This is a genomic window from Ureaplasma zalophigenitalium, assembly GCF_025780055.1.
Lineage (GTDB): Bacteria > Bacillota_I > Bacilli_A > Mycoplasmatales > Mycoplasmoidaceae > Ureaplasma > Ureaplasma zalophigenitalium.
In genome coordinates, this window is the sequence record NZ_JAOXHJ010000004.1 from 25,662 (window position 1) to 43,987 (window position 18,326).

The window sequence follows — 18,326 nt, forward strand, 5'->3', positions numbered from 1 at the left end:
TTTTCTCCTTATTAAATTTAACTATTTAGCTGCTGGCTTAGGACGTTTTGCCCCATATTTTGAACGTTGTTGACGACGTTTTTCAACACCTGAAGCATCGTTTGTTCCACGTACAATGTGGTAACGAACCCCTGGTAAGTCTTTTACACGTCCTCCACGAATACTTACAACACTATGTTCTTGTAAGTTGTGGCCTTCACCGGGAATATAAGCAAGGACTTCGTAACCGTTGCTTAAACGAACCTTAGCATATTTACGTAACGCCGAGTTAGGTTTTTTGGGAGTCATTGTACCCACCCGAGTACACACACCATTTTTAAATGGTGAATGGTAATTATTTGTTTGTTTAGTTAGTGAGTTGTATGTAAATTGAAGCGCTGGAGACTTAGATTTCTTAGTCTTTGGCGTTCTTTTATTGCGAATTAATTGTGCAATTGTAGGCATTTAAATATTCCTTTCCTTAAAAATTTTCTTATTAACAACTTGTCCGTGTGTATCATTTTTTACAATAATAAAAAAGTCAAAACACTATTTAAGTATAGCATGTTTGACTAAAAAAAGCAAATTATAATGCTTCGATGCGCAAAAAATCATTTTTTAATTGTTCATCATTAAGGCGTTCATACAAATCCATTCGAGCTATATGTTTTTCATACAAATGTAGTTGCATTTCATATTTATATAAGAGTTTGTAAATTTTTTGCAAACTATCGTAAACAGCGTTTTTGCTCACATCAAATTCATCCGCGATTTCGGTTAGTGATCAGTCAGCATAATAATGCTTTTGAAAATAAGCCTGCTGCTTTGTGGTTAATAAGTTTTTATAAAAACCAAATAAACTAATTAAATAAACCCGTTCATTAATTTTATTCACTAAACTTAATTCCTTGAACCATTGAGTCAACATACATTTCTAAATCAAAAACCTTAAGATCTGCTAACCCTTCCCCTAAACCAATTAATTTAACAGGAATGTTAAAAGCATCTTTGATTGCTAGGACAATTCCACCACGACTAGTTGAATCCATTTTCGTTAAAATTATACCACTCACGCGTGCTGCTTCATAAAAAGCCTTAGCTTGGTTAATTCCTGATTGACCTTGTGTTGCGTCAATGACCATTAACGTTTCATGCGGAGCATCGACATCAAATTTATGAATTACATCATAAATCTTTTTTAATTCGTTCATTAAGTTCAGTTTGTTTTGCAAACGACCTGATGTGTCACAGATCACTAAATCATAGTTTTCCTCATAACCTTTTTTTAAGCCACTATAAATCACTGAAGCTGGATCTTGGTTCGCTTTTAAAGGTAATTCGATATCTACGTTCAAACGGTCAGCTCAGACTTTTAATTGTTCAATAGCTCCTGCTCTAAATGTATCAGCGGCAACTAATAAAACTTTTTTATTTTCATGCACAAATTTATACGCAATTTTGGCAATAGATGTTGTTTTCCCTACCCCATTAACACCCACAACTAAAACCACATTAGTTTGGGCATTGTATAATTGTAGGTCAACATCAATATTGGTATCTTGGATATAGTAAAGAAACAACTTATCAATAATTACGGCTTTTATTAATTCGGGATCCTTAATATTTTGATAACTGATTTCTTCTCGAATCGATTGAATGATTTTACTTGTAGCTACGTATCCAATGTCATAGGAAATTAATACTTCCTCAAGGCTTTCGTATCATTCTTCATCGACTTCGACAAAACTAGCAGTCAACTCATTGATTGCATGATCTAATGCGTTTGCTGATTTTTTCAGACCAGAGTTAAACTTATCTAAAGAATCATCCTCTAGTTTTAAAATCCGCTGATCCTCGTTTTTTTCTTTAATATTGTCAATGACTTCTTCGTTTTTATTTTTTCGCTTGAAGATTTTAGTAAATAAATTTTTAAAAAAACCCATTTTTAATTATCCTTTTCTTCAAAAACATACATTTCGTTTTCTAAATTAACTTTTGCTAATATTGAAACATTGTCTTTGTGCATTGTTGTCCCGATTAGTACACCACAATTACGCATTGTTCCTTGTCGGTGCGTAATAATTAAAAACTGTGTGTCTCCGCCGAAACGTTGAATCATGTGGGCAAATTTATCCACGTTAATTTCATCTAATGCAGCTTCAGCTTCATCTAAAATTACTAAAGGGAATTTCGCAACTTTTAATAAGGCGAATAAAATCACTAAAACAACTAATGTTTTTTCGCCCCCACTTAACTGGTGTAAAGCCACGTTCTTTTTATTCATAGGATTAGCAATAATTTCAATACCACTCTCTAAAACATTTTGTTCGTCTTCTAATAAAATTTGGCATGTTCCTTGAGCAAAAAAGTATTCAAAAATTTGGGGGATCATTGTATTGACTTCTTTTAACACTTTTTTAAAGTCCGCTTTTGCTTGTTGGTCAAGTGTTTTGATACTTGTTTTAATCACATCAACCGCTTGAACGCACGTATTAACTTCTTGTTCTAGTACTTCGTATTCTTTTAATTTTATTTCGTATTCATTCAGTATGTTAAAGTTAATTGTTTTAAACTGGCTTTTTTGAATTTTTAATTTATTAATTAATTCTAAAGCTTGCTTATCTGTATATTCAAAAGGTGCATGTAAATATTGTTCAAATGCTTTTTCAATTGTATATTGATAATCTTCAATAATAATAGTTTCATATTTAAGGATTAATTGCTCAATTTGACCCATCTCTGTTTGACATTTATTTTGCTCGCGTAGTAAATGGTTATAGCTTTGGTATTTGTTTTCCCGGTTATTAGCTTCTTGTTGAATAAATTTAGATAACGATTCTAATTCTCTTTGTAAATTTTTCACTAAACCCATTTTAGTTAGAAAACTTTGGTTAATACCTTCATATTCTTGGTTAATAATGCTAATTTGTTTTTCACGCGCCTCTAAACTGGTATGACTATTAGCTAATTTTTCGATATCTAAAGTGATGGTTTTGTTTTGGTAATGTAAATTTTGTAGATTGGCCTTTAATTTAGATAAATCATCATATAATTCGTTTATGTGTGTCTCGTGTAGTGATGCTTGGTATTGATTTTCCTTAATCATTTCCTGGTTTTCATTTGTTTGGTAAATGACTGCTGCTAAATCTTTTTGTAAAGTTTTAATCTTTTCATCAAGATTTAAATTTGTTTTTTTATAAGAAACATCCCCACCCATAATAGCTCCACCAGCAAAGACGACTTGGCCATCTAAAGTAATGACTTTATAGTTTTTATAGGTCGTTTCAGAAATAACTAAAGCATCACTTAAGTTTTGAGCAATTAAAATATTTCCTAATAAATAATCAACAGCAACTTGGTAAGATGGTTTAATTTTGACTAAATCATTAGCTACTCCGACAAAACCTTTTAAGGTCAATACAGCATCATAAAATTCGGGACGAATACTTTTAGCTTTTAGATTTTCTAATGGTAAAAAAACGGCTTGGCCTGCTTTGTTTTTTTTCAAGTATTCTACACACGTTTGAGCCACTTGGTTATTTTGAACAATAATGTTATAAACATTTTTGCTTAAAGCTGTGTTGATGGCTAATTCATGTGCTTGATCTGTTTGAATAGCTTGTAAAACCGTGCTGTGTACACCAGGGATAAAATCCTTAGCGCTTATAATGCTATTTGTTCCTCGCTCACGAGCTAATTCCTTGTCAATTGCATGCTGTAAATCATTAATTTGATATTGTAGATTAGTCTTCTGTGCTGCTAAATTGTTTGATATTTCAAACAAATCTACATTAGCACGTTTGGATTCTTGGATTTCCTGACGGACTTTTTCTAATTGAATTTCTTTTTCTGCAATCATTTTTTCATATTGTGCAGACTCTTGTTCATTTTCTTTTTTTAAAGTCAGAAGGTTATCATAACGCTCTTGAGCTGATATTTGGTCATTGTTTACTTGGGCTTTTAAAAAAGCTTTGTGCTCATTTAAACGACGACTTGCATCCATTAACTGATCATATAACTTTTCTTTAGCATTTTCTTCTAAAGTTAATTGCTGATGCAGTTCTTGCAGTCGAGCATTATTCTTATTTTGTTTTTCTTTTAAAATTTCCATTTCTGGAGCAAGTGTGCTAATGCTTTCGTTAATCTGATGCATTTTTTCAACAAGCTCTTTTTTGTATTTATAATTGTGATCTAAACTTTTAGAATAAAGATTTAACTCAATTTTTTCTAATTCTTTTTGAACTGCAGTATATTGTAGAAATTCTTCTTTTTGTTTGCTATAAGTATTTAAGTCTTTTTTAAGACTATATAAATTATCATTTAAACGATCTAAATCAGCTTGCGATTTAGCCAAATTGACTTCTGCTTCTTTTTTACGTTTAAAATACTTGCCGATCCCTGCTGCTTCATCAAACATCTTTCTACGTTCAACTGGTTTTGCATCTGCAAATCAAGAAACTTTCCCTTGTGAAATGATACCTAAACTACCTTTTAATAAACCACTATCCAAAAACATGTCTTGAATATCTTTGAATTTAACCACTTCATCGTTAATGTAATAAGTCACATCATCTTTTTTTAAATCATAAAATTTAGTGATTTTAACTTCGTTTAAGTCCGTATATAAAATTTGATTGACATTGTTAAAATATAAGCTGACACGAATAAAGTTAGCTTTTTGAACTAAATCATTTCCCAAAAAAGCCAACGAATGCTTGTCGGCTCTTATTGCTGATTTGGAATGTTCACCTAAAACCCATTTTAAGGCGTCAATTATGTTGGATTTGCCCGAACCATTAGGTCCAATAATCCCTGTAATTGGGTGGTCAAAAATAGTTTGAGTGTATTTAGCAAAGGATTTAAACCCTTGTGCTTCGAAACGTTTTAAAAAAATCATTATAGCTCCTTTAAAATTGGCCATATTTTATAATTATAAACTAAAGTTATTTATATACATAACATTATAAACAAAAAAAGAAACCGTTTGGTTTCTTGTTTGTTTTTTCTTCTCTATAAACTGATTTTACGCAATCAGCTAGCAAATCATTCGACATGAGGATCTACTTTTCTCATAATTTCGTGGGTAAAAATTAAAAAATAACCGTCATCATCCACAAGCACAATCACTTCACGGTGATCAATGCCTAAATAATCCAATTGCGTTCTTAATTCTTTTAAAAGTAGATTAACCATATCTTGATTTTTTGTTTCATTTGTTTCACCAAAATAGTCTATGTATTCATTTAAATTTTCATCCAATAAAAATGAAAAACCTTTTTGTAAAGCATTATATAGGAAATAATCTCGTTCACGCTTATGTTTTTTAACATACATCACATAAAAAGGAATTTTGTATGGATCGTATTTAACATACGGTACAGGTACAATGTGCCCGTCAACATACACTTGGTCTATACAATCAATTTTATGATATGACGTTAAATCAATTATTGCATAATCTACACCGAACATGAAATCCTTATATACAATTTCACCAAACGGTATCACTTCACAAGTTGGCTTAAAATGCAATAACCCTTTACTTAATAATTTATTGATTAAAGCAAAATCATCTAAAGTATTTTGATTATCATAAAATTGAGCAAAATCATAAATCGCCATCATTTTATAAGCTTTATTTGGTTCGTATCATTCACGACTAACCACTGGTGATAAATTTGTATATGTTAAATAGTCTAAATATTTACTAATAATTGGTGTTTGTTGAACAACCAGTTGATCTAATAAATGAGCTACTTCACTTTGTTCATCTAATGAGGCAACTAAATCATTAAAAGCAGATAAAGGTTTATTATTTACTGCATTTTCAAAATCTAGGTTACAAATTAAATCATCTTCAATTCAAAAATTCAATCCGGATTTGTGTAAAACCGGTAATTGATTAGTTTGCTGACTTAAAGCGACATAACGTTCTTGGGCTAACGATGTAAAATACTGGGTGATTTTTGTATCAGTTTCTAAATTCGTTTTTGTTGCTCCAATTCCGAATGTTTTCATAAATTCATTATTTAATAAGACGGCATCTTTTTTTACTTTTGTTTTATTTTTTGCTAAAGTAAAATTAAATGTCGGGTCAAAATTAGTGTTTTGAATATAAAAACCGCGTGGATAAACTCGTGGTGTTGGTTCTTCATGTATAGCATGTAAAGTATGTGTTTGTCATTGTTTTTGGAAATAGTTGTACTTTGAAACTGAGATCGAATTCGTTGTTCGAACGATTTCATAACGAAAGAATAACGCATTAATTAAAAATGTATCCGTTGATTTAAATTTAATATGTAAGCCGTTTTGATAACCGACCAAACGGTGTTCAAGACTGCGTAATTCAGACCAGTCGAGATTATAAAAACGATCAGCTCCATATACATATAATCCTAAACTAGCAAATTGTTCCTTTAGTATTTCGTATGGGCGAACCTTACTTATTACCTCTAAAATCTTCTGATTCTTTTCATGATTAATAACAGCGATCTCTTTTAGAGTTTCTTGTTCAATACTGTTATATTTTTTAATAATTCTATTGTTGTCTATCAAAAATTTTAGAAAAAATAACCCAATTAATAAAAAGGAAAAAATAATTATAAATATATTAGCTACCTTACGGCCAACAATTTTTTGTTGTCTTTTATATAAAGTTAATTCCCGTTTTTTATCATATATTTCTTGTTTCTGAGCTAAAACCTTTTCTACTTTAGCTTCTTGCCCACTTATTTTAGAATAAACAATCTTTTTTAATGATTCTTCTAAATTAGCTTGTCCTTCGTTTTTATATAATAGGGGGTTGTCAATAAATTGACTAATTTTCTTGCTATCTATTTGCATTATAAGCTCCACTTCTCATATAGCATATGTTTCTTTATTAAATCATTGGTTTTAGCGATGTAGAAAACTTTCTAAAATGACAACTGCTGCCATTTTGTCTTTAACTTTTTTCCGTTTAGCAGCTTTAATTTGTAAGTCCTTTAATCGTTGTGTTGCAATCCGCGTGCTAAAACGCTCATCCACTAGAATTATTTTAACTGATCGATCTTTTAAATGACCTTTTAAATGTTCATAAAAAGATTCAACCAGTAAACTCCGAGGATTTTTAGATCCATCAAACGCGTTCGTTGGATATCCTAAAACAATTGTGTCTATACTATATTGATATGTTTGTATAATTTCATCAATTTTTTCTAAAATCAAAGACACATCATTATTCGGATAAGCAAAATCACATAAGGGGCTTGCAATGATTCCTAATTCATCACTGATCGCAAAACCACAAACCTTAGTCCCAAAATCAATAGCAAGCTTACGCATTAAAAAAACTAGTGATCATTGTGTTTAATTGTTCTGCAACTTCTGTTGTCGATGATCCACCCTGAATAAAGTTATTTTTTCCACCAGCTTTTACATTTGCAATGGTGTTTAATTGTTTAGCTAGAGTGCGTAAATCGATTTCATGGCGTTGTACAAACAATGGGCTAGCAGCTATTAAAATTTGAATTTTTTCACCTACGTAATTAAAAGAAATAAACACACTAGTTTGGTTTTCGTTAATTAATTCGTTGATAGCATTGAAAATAATTTTGTTATCATGATCTTCGAATTTTAAAAAACGAATGGTTTGTTCACAATTTTTAAAAGTTTCTTTGATTTCTAATAATTGGTTTTTTTGATCATTTTTTTGTGTTGTGATTTTGTCTTCATTAACTTGATTTAATAATTCTTCAAAGCGTTCCTTAACTTCGTTAGAAAGGACTTTGTTTTCTGCAAACAGCTTAACCGATGTTATTAATTGTTGGTTTGTACATTCGTATGATTTAACTAAGGCATCTAATTGATTAAACATATTTGTCAATTGTTCTTGATTATATTGGCAAATTTTTGTGTGTCCACTAATCATTGTTACCCGGTATGATCCCGATCCTTTAGATGTAAAGTCAATAATTTTGATTGCTTCAATATCCTTTGTATTATGTACATGGGTCCCTCCACACAATTCCATAGAAGGGCCCATTTGAATAACCCGCAATTTACCCTTAATTTTTTTGTAATAATCACCAAAGTAAGCTAATGCGCCCATTTCCTTTGCTTCTTGTAATGTCATATACATTTCTTTTGTTTCGTGCGCATCCCGAATGATTTGGTTCATATATCCTTCAATCATTTCTAATTGCTCGTTAGTTAATTGTTTATGGTAATTAAAATCTAATGTGGCACGTTCAGGTGTTTTAGAGGCCCCTTCTTGACGAATATCTAAGCTAATTAATTTCTTTAACGAATGGTGTAATAAGTGTTCAGCTGAATGATTTCGCATCACATCAACTCGATCCTGAGCATTAATGTGTAATCCGACTTTATCCCCTATTTCTAAAGTTGCTGCTTGAACTTGATGGATATTTAACATGTTATTTGATTTAAAAACATTATAAACAGCATATTTTTCTTCGCCAGCTAAAATATAACCTGTATCCGAAACTTGTCCACCAGCTGTGGCATAAAAACATGTTTGGTCAAAGATGACGTATGCATCCTGATTTACAACCTTTTGTACTACATTAAACTCTGAATCTAATAAATAAATAACTTGAGCATCATCAATAACTTCTGTATCATAAAGGAATTTTGACTCAACTTCAATGTTCATCAGCGCTTCATTTTGTACAGCCATCGCTTTAGCTGGCTTTTGGGATTGTGATTTTTCTTGATGTTCTTTAAATAATTGTTCAAACCCTTCAATATCTAAGCTAATTTGTTTTTTCTTTGCTAACTCTTTAATTAACTCAATATTAAAACCATATGTATCAACCATTTTAAATAACATTTTAGCATCAAGTTTTTTAGTTTCTACCACTTGGTCAAAAAGTTTAATTCCTTTAGCATAAGTTTTTTTGAAGGTGTTGACCTCTTGGACTAAAATAGTTTTTACCTTCTGAACTATGTGCGCTGTTAAATATTCATAAAAACTACCCATCTCACAAACAATAGCATCAATAACCACATTAATTCAATCAAGATTTATAATATTCAATTTATAAGCGAAAACTGTTGCACGTCGGATTAAACGACGTAAAACATATCCACGGTCTTTATTAGCAGGAACAGCCCCATCGGCAATAGCAAACAAGCTTGCGCGCATATGATCAACGATGACTTTATATGCAAAATTAATTTCATATTGGTCTTGTTTGTCCTGCTCAAAAAAGTTATTCATGTCGTATTTAAAATCGCTTAAAGCACTAAGTTTTAAAATAACATTATAAAAACCGTCGGCATCAAAATTCGTTGGTACATCTTGTAAAACACAAGCGATTCGTTCTAAACCAGCCCCAGTATCAATGTTTTTACGTTTTAATTCAGTGTAATTATTCTTCCCATCGTTGTTAAATTGGGAAAAGACAATGTTCCAAATTTCAACATAACGGTCGTTTTCTAAGTCTTCTAAAATCAATTTTTCGCCTTGTTTTTGTGGATCATAAATCTCACCACGATCAAAGAAAATTTCAGTACATGGTCCACAAGGTCCTGAGCCAACATCCCAGAAATTACGATCACGATCCCCTTTAATAATCCGTTCGGGGTTAATTCCTAGGTTAATTCATGTTTGATAAGCCTCTGAATCTTCGTTAAAAACCGTGATTCACAAACGATTAACATCCATTTCTAACTCTTTAATTAAAAACTCATAAGCAAATTCAATAGCTTCTTTTTTAAAATAATCACCAATAGAAAAGTTTCCTAACATTTCAAAAAAAGTATGGTGACGAGCGGTATGACCAACGTTGAAAATATCGTTTGTTCGTATGGCTTTTTGAGAGTTTACCAATCTTTGTGATGGGGGGTTTTTAATTCCTGAAAAATAATCTTTCAGAGTTGCAACTCCGGAATTAATTCACAATAATGATGGGTCATTATTAGGAATTAATGAGACAGGTTCTAAAAAATAATGTTGTTTTTGTTTGAAAAAATTAATTCATTTTTGACGAATTTCATTTGTTGTTAATTTGAGCATACATCCTCCACACGCAAAATATCTAATACTGCTGGTTCTTCTTTTAAGGGTTTTGATAAATAAACTACGTTCGCAGTGAAACGATGCACAATTGCTGAATCAATAGGTGCATTCGCGTATAAATGAGCAATGACATCGCCCACTTCTACATATTCATTATCCTTTTTATCTAAATAAATACCAGCTTGTCAATCTAGTTGTTCATTCTTAACTTTTCGACCCGCTTTTAAATCAACAGCTACTAAACCAATTTCGCGTGTCGATTTAAAGCTAATATATCCTTTTTGGGTGGCACGAATAACCACTTCATATTGTGGATTAAAAAGTGTTTCTTTTAAAACCGCTTGGTAATCACCGTGCATCCATTTTACTCAATCAGCAAAAATCTTGAAGGCTTTTTGTTCTTGAATTACTTCATCAATCATTTTTTGGGCACTTGTTTTTGAGTCAGCTTTTTTTGTTTCCACTAAGATATCGATCAAAAAATTGTTAATCAGGTCATATAAATCCTTTGATGCATAATCACCTTGTAAATAACGCATTGCTTCTCGTACTTCAATCGCATTACCCACACTACGTCCTAAAACACGGTTCATATTTGTAATATGTACAATTGTTTTTCGGTTAAAACGTTTGGCTAAATATAAGCATTTTTTTGCTAATAGCGTCGCTTCTTCGAATGAACTAGTAATTGAGCCATCGCCTGTTTTAATATCCAAAAAAATATAATCTGTTAATAACGCAAACTTTTTAGACATAATAGAAGCAGCTGCTAATTCCAAAATACGTACCGTACTTGTTGCATCACGCAACGCGTAAATATATTTGTCAATAACTGCTACATCATTACTTTGTCCAGTTAAAATAAATTTATTTGCTTTATATTGGTCTTGGTATGTTGATAAATCAAAATCAACGTTCATCCCAATTGATTCTAATTTGTCTACCGTACCACCAGTATGAGCCAAACCTCGGCCTGACATTTTGCCGACATAATACCCTAATGCTACAAGCATTGGCGTCATAATTAATGACACCTTGTCGCCGACACCCCCTGATGAATGTTTGTCCACAACAATTTCATTAGCTACACGTAAATCAATCGTTTGACCGGATTCAACCATGATTTTTGTAGCATAATACATCTCATCGTTATCATATTTATTAAAATAAACAGCCATTAAAAAGGCGGCCATCTGGTAGTCAGGAATTTCCCCACCAGCAAAACGATGGTAAAGTCAGTGAATTTCATCGTATGTTAATGCCTGTTTTTGTTGTTTTTTATTAATCAAATCTAAAATATTAAATGTCATAACTATTCCTTTATAAACGTAAAAAATAGATACGAAAGTATCTATGTTTTATTTGTAATTAATTACGTGTGCGTGTTTCAAAAACATACCAAGTTTTCGCTTTTCTCTTTGGGTTTTTAAATTTTTTTTCTACCGGCTGGGCAGTTGGCTCAGCCTGAATGTTTCGGGGTTGTAAAACGCTGATAATTTCTTCGCTGTTTTTAAATTGGTTTGAAAGTGATTCTTTCTCGTTTAATGCTTGTGTTAAACTTTGCTCAATCGATTCAATTTCTCTTAACGATTGGTATTTATCCATGTTTTTTAGTATGTTAGTACGCTCATCAAGAATTGTTGCACGTGGATTAATAATTGGTGTTTCTTTTGTTAAATAAGAGTTAATTAAATCATCTAAACTATTATCTGCAGCGTGGTTAACTTCTTCGCAATAATTATTACAGATTTCTTGTTCATGGATATTTTTGATTACATCTTGATGTTCAAAACTTACAGTGTGTTCAGGAGTTGTAGCTGCACACTCTGTCGTACAAGATGAACTTAAAGAACCCTTTAATCATCATGGCATTTCGTTGTCTGTTTTTGATTCATTATGAGGATCAGGATATCGATTTTCAATTTTATCAATGTTTTGGTAAGCTTCTGGTAAAGTGATTAGACGTAATGAATCCACTGAAAGTTGATCATCAAACATCGACATGTCAAAGTTTTCATCTTCAATATTAATTTTCATTACTTGACGTTTTAAAGTATCATTAGCCGCTGAAAAACGCGCTTTTTCTGGTGCTAATTCATATGATGAAAGACATAACAAACTGTCATCATTTTGGTATTTAGCCATATTTGTTAAAATAAATTCACGTTCATCTAAAATTTTAAATTTATTATTTAGATCAGGATTCTTTTCATCCGAATATTTCTTAATTAATGCTTTTTTTTCTTCCCCTTCGTATAAGGTTTTACCAACAGGGAAAAATCTTTGTAATTTTACGTGCATAACTTACTCCTTTTATTAACAAATTTTATTTGCAATATTAATATTATATTATTAAATTAATAAGCTCTCGCAAATAAGGTTAATTTGTTAGTTTTTTTCTTTGTATAAAAACACTCATGCATTTCACTAGAAATTTCTAAAATGCAACGTGATGAGGCGTTTGTCAGTGCTTTAATAGCTTTATCATCTTCTTCGGTTCCATCAAAATAACATATTGCCATTTGTTTATTTTCAATAGCTTTTTTCAATTCTTCTACATTCTTAACGTGAATTGTATTATTTTGTTGATGAGCTAATGCCTTATTATAAATATTGATTTTGATTTCCTCATATAAATTATTTACAAAATTGTTTAAATCTTCAATATTAACTAAATGTTTGGTTTTATTATCTCGTCGGTACACAGTAACCTGTTTGTTTTGTAGATCCTTAAAACCAACAATAATCACTATTGGTGTCCCAATGATTTCTTGTTCAGCCATTTTAAAGCCAATACCTTTATTAGAATCATCTATTTCGACTCGGTATTTGCTTAAATCATTTTTGAAGACTGCTACTTGTTCATTGATTTGGGATTGGTGTTCTTTGTGATTAATCACTGCAACTGCGATTTGCACCGGAGCAATTGGGGGTGGCAAAATTAATCCCTGGTCATCCGCATGAACCATGATTAAAGCTCCGATTAAACGTGTAGAAACTCCAGCTGACATCTGGTGAACATATAATTGTTGGTTATCATTATTTTGATATTTAATATTATATGTTTGTGCAAATAAGGTACCAAGATAGTGCGAAGTGCCCGCTTGTAATGCTTGTCCATCTTGCATCATCGCTTCAATAGTGTGTGTTGTTTCAGCTCCTGCAAACCGTTCTCAAGGAGTTTTTTGACCTTTGTAAACAGGGATACATAAGAATTCTTTTGCAAAAGTTGCATATTCATCAATGATATCACTAGCAAATTTTTCACAAGCTATTTGATCTGCAAAAACTGCATGCAATTCCTGTCAGTGAAATTCAGAATTTCTTAAGAAAGGTTTTGTCGTTTTTTCCGCACGCATTACTGAACATCATTGGTTTACTTTAATTGGTAAATCCTTATAAGAGTTGACTGCATTTGCAAAGTATTGGCAGAAAAGAATCTCACTTGTTGGACGTACAACATAGTTGACATCCAACGCCTTATTACCAATGCTTGTAATTGTATAAAGTTCAGGGGCAAACCCTTCAATGTGATCTTTTTCTTTTTCAAATTCACTCATTGGAATTAAAGTTGGCATGGCTAAATTACGGACACTATATTGTTTGAAAACTTGGTCCATTGTTGTACGAATGCTTTCTCAAATTGCCCATGCGTTTGGCAAAAAAATCATAGCACCCTTTACATTTGTATACATAGCTAATTTCGCATTGGTCACAATTGATTGGTATCATTGTGCAAAATCTTCGTCTCTTTTAACTATTCTTTCTAATTTCATCTTATCCGATTGCTCCAGTCATATCTAATTTTAATAAACGGTTTAATTCTGCTGCATATTCCATTGGTAATTCGTCGCTAAATTCTTTTAAAAAGCCAAAAACTATTAATTGTTCAGCAACCTCAATACTAAAACCTTTAGTTTGTAAATAAAATAATTGCTCAGCACTAATTTTTGTAATGGTAGCTTCATGGTTCAAGTATGATGAATTATTTTGCACAATTTCTAAAGGAAAAGTATCACTACGTGCTGTTTCATTTAATAATAGTGTGTCGCATTCAACTTTAGCTATACTATTGTGGGCGTTTGGACCAATTTTAACTAATCCACGATAACGCGAATCTCCTGTACCATAACCTACAGCTTTTGAAATAATTTTACTACGAGTATAAGGAGCATTGTGAATCATTTTTGCTCCAGCATCTTGAATCACGTTAGATTTAGCAACGGCTATTGAAATACATTCACTTGAAGCATATGGTTCAGCCAGAATAGAAGCCGGATACTTCATGTTGATGCGCGATCCAATATTGCCATCAATTCAAGTCATATTAGCATTTTCGTAAACATAAGCTCGTTTAGTTACTAAATTTAAGACATTATCACTTCAATTTTGAATAGTTGTATAACGACATTTACTATTTTTATGAACAAAGATTTCGACAACAGCAGCATGCAAATTATCTTTTTGATAAATCGGAGCTGTACACCCTTCGATATAATGTAATGATGAGTCTTCGTCTACAATAATTAAAGTACGTTCAAATTGACCTAAGGATTGTGAATTAATCCGAAAATACGATTGTAAGGGTAGGTCAATGTGCGTATTTTTGGGAACATATATAAATGTCCCACCAGCAAAAACCGCTGAATTTAAGGCTGCATATTTATTATCATTAAATGGTACTAATTGACCAAAATATTGTTGAAATAAAGCAGGATGTTCCCGAGCAGCTGTATGAATATCAGTGAAAATAACACCCTTACGTTCTAATTCTTCTAATAAAGAACTATAAACAACTGATGAGTCATATTGAGTATGCACGCCGTTTAAGAACTTCGCTTCGGCTTCTTGAATATTTAATGCCTTAAAAGTGTCTTTGATTTTTTTAGGAACATCATTTCAAGAACGTTTGATTTCATCTCCAAATCCAGCATAATAAATATAATCATCAAAATTTATAAACGAAAGATCAACGCCTCAAGTAGGATTTTTTAATTCCAAAAAGGCTTGATAAGCTTGCGTGCGGTATTCTAGTAACCAGTTCGGTTCATTTACCTTTTGTGAAATTTGCTCAATGATTTCTTTATCTAAACCCGGACGTGTCTTAAAGTCAGGATTAATATCATCGTTAAAACCGTATAGATACGGTTCTTTTTTAAATTCATTATTGTTCATAAGTTTTAATACATTCCTTTATTGCTAAAATTCCATTTAAACCACAACGGATACGGTTAGCTTGTTTTTTAACATTATAAAAAGCAATTAATTCATCTAACAAGTCTTCGTCATACTCTTGATTTAAAAGCATTTTTTCATATTCGGCAATAATTATTTTTGCATCATTAATTTCTTTATTTAACAAACAATTTAGCATGATATCCGTGGAAGCAGTAGCAATTGCACACCCTGTACCAAGGAATTTAATATCAATAATTATCTGGTCTTTAATTTTCATAAAAACTGTGATGTCGTCTATGCACGATTCTATTCGGTTTCTAAATTGGAAATATTCCTCGCCCAGTGGTTGACTAATTCGATGGTTTGGTTGTTCGTAATGTTGCATGATAATATTGCGCAATAACAGAGGATCTTTATTTTTAAATGAGCCCATCTAATTCATCTCCTTTTTGATATTTTTTTAATACACTAACTAAGGTATCGATATCTTCATATGTGTTATAAATGTAAAACGAAACGCGCACTGCTGCTTGTGTTTCTAATACTTCATTCATTAATTTGGCACATGATAGCCCAGCGCGACAAATAATATTATTTTTACCTAAATAATAAGCTAAATCTTGGGGAAATACTCCCTGAAAATTAAATGAAATCGTTGCTGAATAATGTTCTGGTAAATATAGTGTTATCCCAGGGACTGTTGCTAATTGTTTTTTAGCATAATGCATTAAATTTTCTTCATGTTCATGGATGGCTTGATAACCGATTGAGTTCAGAAATTTCAATGCAGCATAAAAACCATAAATTCCAGCCGTGTGCGGAGAACCACCTTCAAAACGCATAAAATTATCAAATATTCCAAAGTCTTCTTTTTCAATGAATGTATTCATTCCACCGCCGTATTTTAGAGGTTTAATTTTTATTAATAAATAAGGGGCAATATACAGCGCACCTATTCCTGTGGGCCCAAATATTTTGTGAGCTGAACAGACTAGAAAGTCAATTAAATTTGTACTTAAATCTACACTGCGGTGTTGTAATGATTGTGTAGCATCGACTAGAGTTAGGATTTGAGGATTATATTTTTTAACAATAGCACAAACAGCTTGTTCGTCTAGGACATGCCCAACTAAATTACCTCCTGAAGCAAAGGCAACAACCTTTGTCCGTGGCGTTAAAACTTTTATAAAATCTTCTGCTTTTGGTAGTTTATGAGGTTCGTTGGCAAAAACAATTTTAACACCCAATTCATCCCGCAATGCATACCAAGGTAAAAGGTTAGAAGCATGTTCACTCGTCGTTAAAACAATTTCATCACCTTGCTTTAACAAATGACGAATACCAAAAGCTACAGTATTAATCGATTCGGTTGCACCACTATTAAAAATAACACTATTTACATGCGGCGTATTCCATCATTGAGCTACGTATTCGCGCGTTTTTTCAACGATTAAGTTTGCTTTGTGTGTAAAATGAGAGTCATTATTATGTGGATTTGTGGATTGATGTAAATAATATTCATTAATCGCATCAATCACAGCTTGTGGTTTAAGCGATGTCGCTGCAGAATCTAGATAAATATATTTTTCATTAACTTTAAATCACGGGAAAAATTGACGATATTTTTGCATTAAGCAACCCTTTCAAATGTATCCTTAATTAACTGCGCATATTTGTCTTGAACTTCTTGTTCAAAGTGCATTAAAACCTGGTTAAATATCGCACCGACTAATAAAAAAATAGATTCTTGTTTATTAAAACCCTTTAAAGCTAAATAAAATAAAACATCGTGAGAAACATTACCCACTTCATATGCATGCGAAGCTTTTACATCGTTTGAATCTATAGTTAAAGTCGGTTGACCTTTGACTTGTGCATTATCAAATAATGTTGCTTTAATTGTTTGGGCAACTTGATTGTTATGGCAATTCGCATGTAGATGAGCATTTAGAAAAATGGATGTGTGTGAATCATTAAAACCAATAACCTGAACGTAATTAGTTGCTACAGATAGGTCATTATTTAAATGTGCCTGTACGTTAATTTGTTTTTGAAATTTATCAAAATTTAATACCAGGATATGAATTTTAGATTCAACATGATCATATAAATAATGGTTAATATTTGTTGTGTGTGAAAGCGGATCTAATGATAACACATAATAATCAGTGTTTTCGCGTGCATGCAAATTATATTCTTCATCACCATTAATTATGATTAATTCTTTTTTATTTTCTTGCACCACAAACACCTAATTTTAAACTACTTGTTTTAATGGGTTGTTGTTTTTTCATTCGCACGCCTAATTCTGTTTCTACTCAACCATATCCCTCACGTAGGATTTTTTCAGCCAATTCAATATCTCCCGTTTGGACAATGCGTCCATTAACAATTAAAATAACTTTAGTAGGCGGAATTAGATTTAATAATCCATTGTTATGTGAAATATAACAAATAGCTTTTTGTTTATTATGTTGTTCTTGTAATATATTGCTGATCATTTTTAAAGCATCTATGTCAAGACCTGAATCGATTTCATCTAAAAAAATGAAGTCAGGGTCAAGGACAGCTAGCTGTAAGATTTCGTTTTTCTTTTTTTCTCCACCACTAAAATTATCGTTAAATGAACGTTGCAGTAAAGAAACATCTAACGCTAAATCTTGCATACGATCTTTTAGTTTCGAATATAATTCTAAAACGTTCATTTTAGCATCTGGATTGTAATTAGTTAATAATGAACGATAGAAATCTAGCATCATTAACCCCGGAATTTCAATTGGGTTTTGCGTAGCTAAAAAAACCTTGCGATTTGCAATATCATGCGTTTCGCAACCCTTAATACTTGTTTCGTCAAATCAAATATCACCAGTTTCATAGGTTAAACTAAAGTGTTTCATAATTGATTTAAATAATGTTGTTTTTCCGTGACCATTAGGCCCCATAATAGCGATAATATCGCCTCTGTTAATTGATAAATTAATATCTTGCAAAATTAATTCATTATCAATACTAACTGATAAATTTTGAATTTTAATTGATTCCACAATTTCCCCTTTGTCTATAACAAACGCGAATACACGTTTGTTTTCTAGTATAATTATAAAAATATTGATTTATATAAAATGGATTATCCTTTTAATTATAGTAT

Annotated in this window: 15 protein-coding genes; all 15 read right to left on the reverse strand. The window is 31.6% G+C overall.

Translation table 4 applies throughout. From position 1 onward, the window contains the following. Positions 1-21 precede the first annotated feature (21 nt). The 15 genes from rpsL to sufC all read right to left on the reverse strand — a co-directional run bounded on the left by rpsL (position 22) and on the right by sufC (position 18,222). Positions 22-444, reverse strand: a complete 423-nt coding sequence (gene rpsL / locus OF365_RS02005) for a 30S ribosomal protein S12 (protein ID WP_263817942.1) — start codon at positions 442-444, stop codon at positions 22-24. Positions 445-565: 121 nt separating this feature from the next. Continuing rightward, positions 566-874, reverse strand: coding sequence for a YlxM family DNA-binding protein (gene ylxM, locus OF365_RS02010; protein WP_263817943.1), 309 nt, complete (start codon positions 872-874; stop codon positions 566-568). Further along, positions 867-1,922: a signal recognition particle-docking protein FtsY gene (gene ftsY, locus OF365_RS02015; RefSeq protein WP_263817944.1), complete on the reverse strand. Its 1,056-nt coding sequence runs from the start codon at positions 1,920-1,922 to the stop codon at positions 867-869. Before ftsY ends, ylxM begins: the two co-directional genes overlap by 8 nt. A 2-nt stretch (positions 1,923-1,924) precedes the next feature. Beyond that, the gene (locus OF365_RS02020; protein ID WP_263817945.1) at positions 1,925-4,876 is read right to left on the reverse strand and encodes an AAA family ATPase; all 2,952 of its coding nucleotides are present in this window, start codon (positions 4,874-4,876) and stop codon (positions 1,925-1,927) included. 113 nt (positions 4,877-4,989) lie between these two features. Then, complete coding sequence (locus OF365_RS02025; RefSeq protein ID WP_263817946.1) at positions 4,990-6,822, reverse strand: hypothetical protein; 1,833 nt, start codon at positions 6,820-6,822, stop codon at positions 4,990-4,992. Between the two features lie 51 nt (positions 6,823-6,873). Beyond that, positions 6,874-7,302 (reverse strand): Holliday junction resolvase RuvX, encoded by a 429-nt coding sequence (gene ruvX / locus OF365_RS02030; RefSeq protein ID WP_263817947.1) that lies wholly within the window; start codon positions 7,300-7,302, stop codon positions 6,874-6,876. Next, complete coding sequence (gene alaS / locus OF365_RS02035) at positions 7,295-9,997, reverse strand: alanine--tRNA ligase (RefSeq protein ID WP_263817948.1); 2,703 nt, start codon at positions 9,995-9,997, stop codon at positions 7,295-7,297. The genes ruvX and alaS overlap by 8 nt, the downstream gene beginning before the upstream one ends. Further along, positions 9,985-11,310, reverse strand: coding sequence for a thymidine phosphorylase (locus OF365_RS02040; RefSeq protein ID WP_263817949.1), 1,326 nt, complete (start codon positions 11,308-11,310; stop codon positions 9,985-9,987). Before OF365_RS02040 ends, alaS begins: the two co-directional genes overlap by 13 nt. Before the next feature lie 58 nt (positions 11,311-11,368). Beyond that, positions 11,369-12,301 carry a hypothetical protein gene (locus tag OF365_RS02045; RefSeq protein ID WP_263817950.1) on the reverse strand — a complete coding sequence of 311 codons (933 nt, stop codon included), beginning with the start codon at positions 12,299-12,301 and terminating at the stop codon, positions 11,369-11,371. Between the two features lie 56 nt (positions 12,302-12,357). Then, a complete protein-coding gene (gene proS, locus OF365_RS02050; protein WP_263817951.1) occupies positions 12,358-13,776 on the reverse strand; it encodes a proline--tRNA ligase in 1,419 nt (472 codons plus the stop codon). 1 nt (position 13,777) lies between these two features. Beyond that, the gene (gene sufB / locus OF365_RS02055; RefSeq protein WP_263817952.1) at positions 13,778-15,175 is read right to left on the reverse strand and encodes a Fe-S cluster assembly protein SufB; all 1,398 of its coding nucleotides are present in this window, start codon (positions 15,173-15,175) and stop codon (positions 13,778-13,780) included. Next, positions 15,165-15,611: an iron-sulfur cluster assembly scaffold protein gene (locus tag OF365_RS02060; RefSeq protein ID WP_263817953.1), complete on the reverse strand. Its 447-nt coding sequence runs from the start codon at positions 15,609-15,611 to the stop codon at positions 15,165-15,167. The genes sufB and OF365_RS02060 overlap by 11 nt, the downstream gene beginning before the upstream one ends. Then, positions 15,598-16,809 (reverse strand): cysteine desulfurase, encoded by a 1,212-nt coding sequence (locus OF365_RS02065; protein WP_263817954.1) that lies wholly within the window; start codon positions 16,807-16,809, stop codon positions 15,598-15,600. The genes OF365_RS02060 and OF365_RS02065 overlap by 14 nt, the downstream gene beginning before the upstream one ends. Then, a complete protein-coding gene (locus OF365_RS02070; RefSeq protein ID WP_263817955.1) occupies positions 16,809-17,420 on the reverse strand; it encodes a SufD family Fe-S cluster assembly protein in 612 nt (203 codons plus the stop codon). Before OF365_RS02070 ends, OF365_RS02065 begins: the two co-directional genes overlap by 1 nt. Then, entirely contained in the window at positions 17,407-18,222 is an 816-nt protein-coding gene (gene sufC, locus OF365_RS02075; RefSeq protein ID WP_263817956.1) for a Fe-S cluster assembly ATPase SufC, read from the reverse strand. Before sufC ends, OF365_RS02070 begins: the two co-directional genes overlap by 14 nt. Between the last annotated feature and the right edge of the window lie 104 nt (positions 18,223-18,326).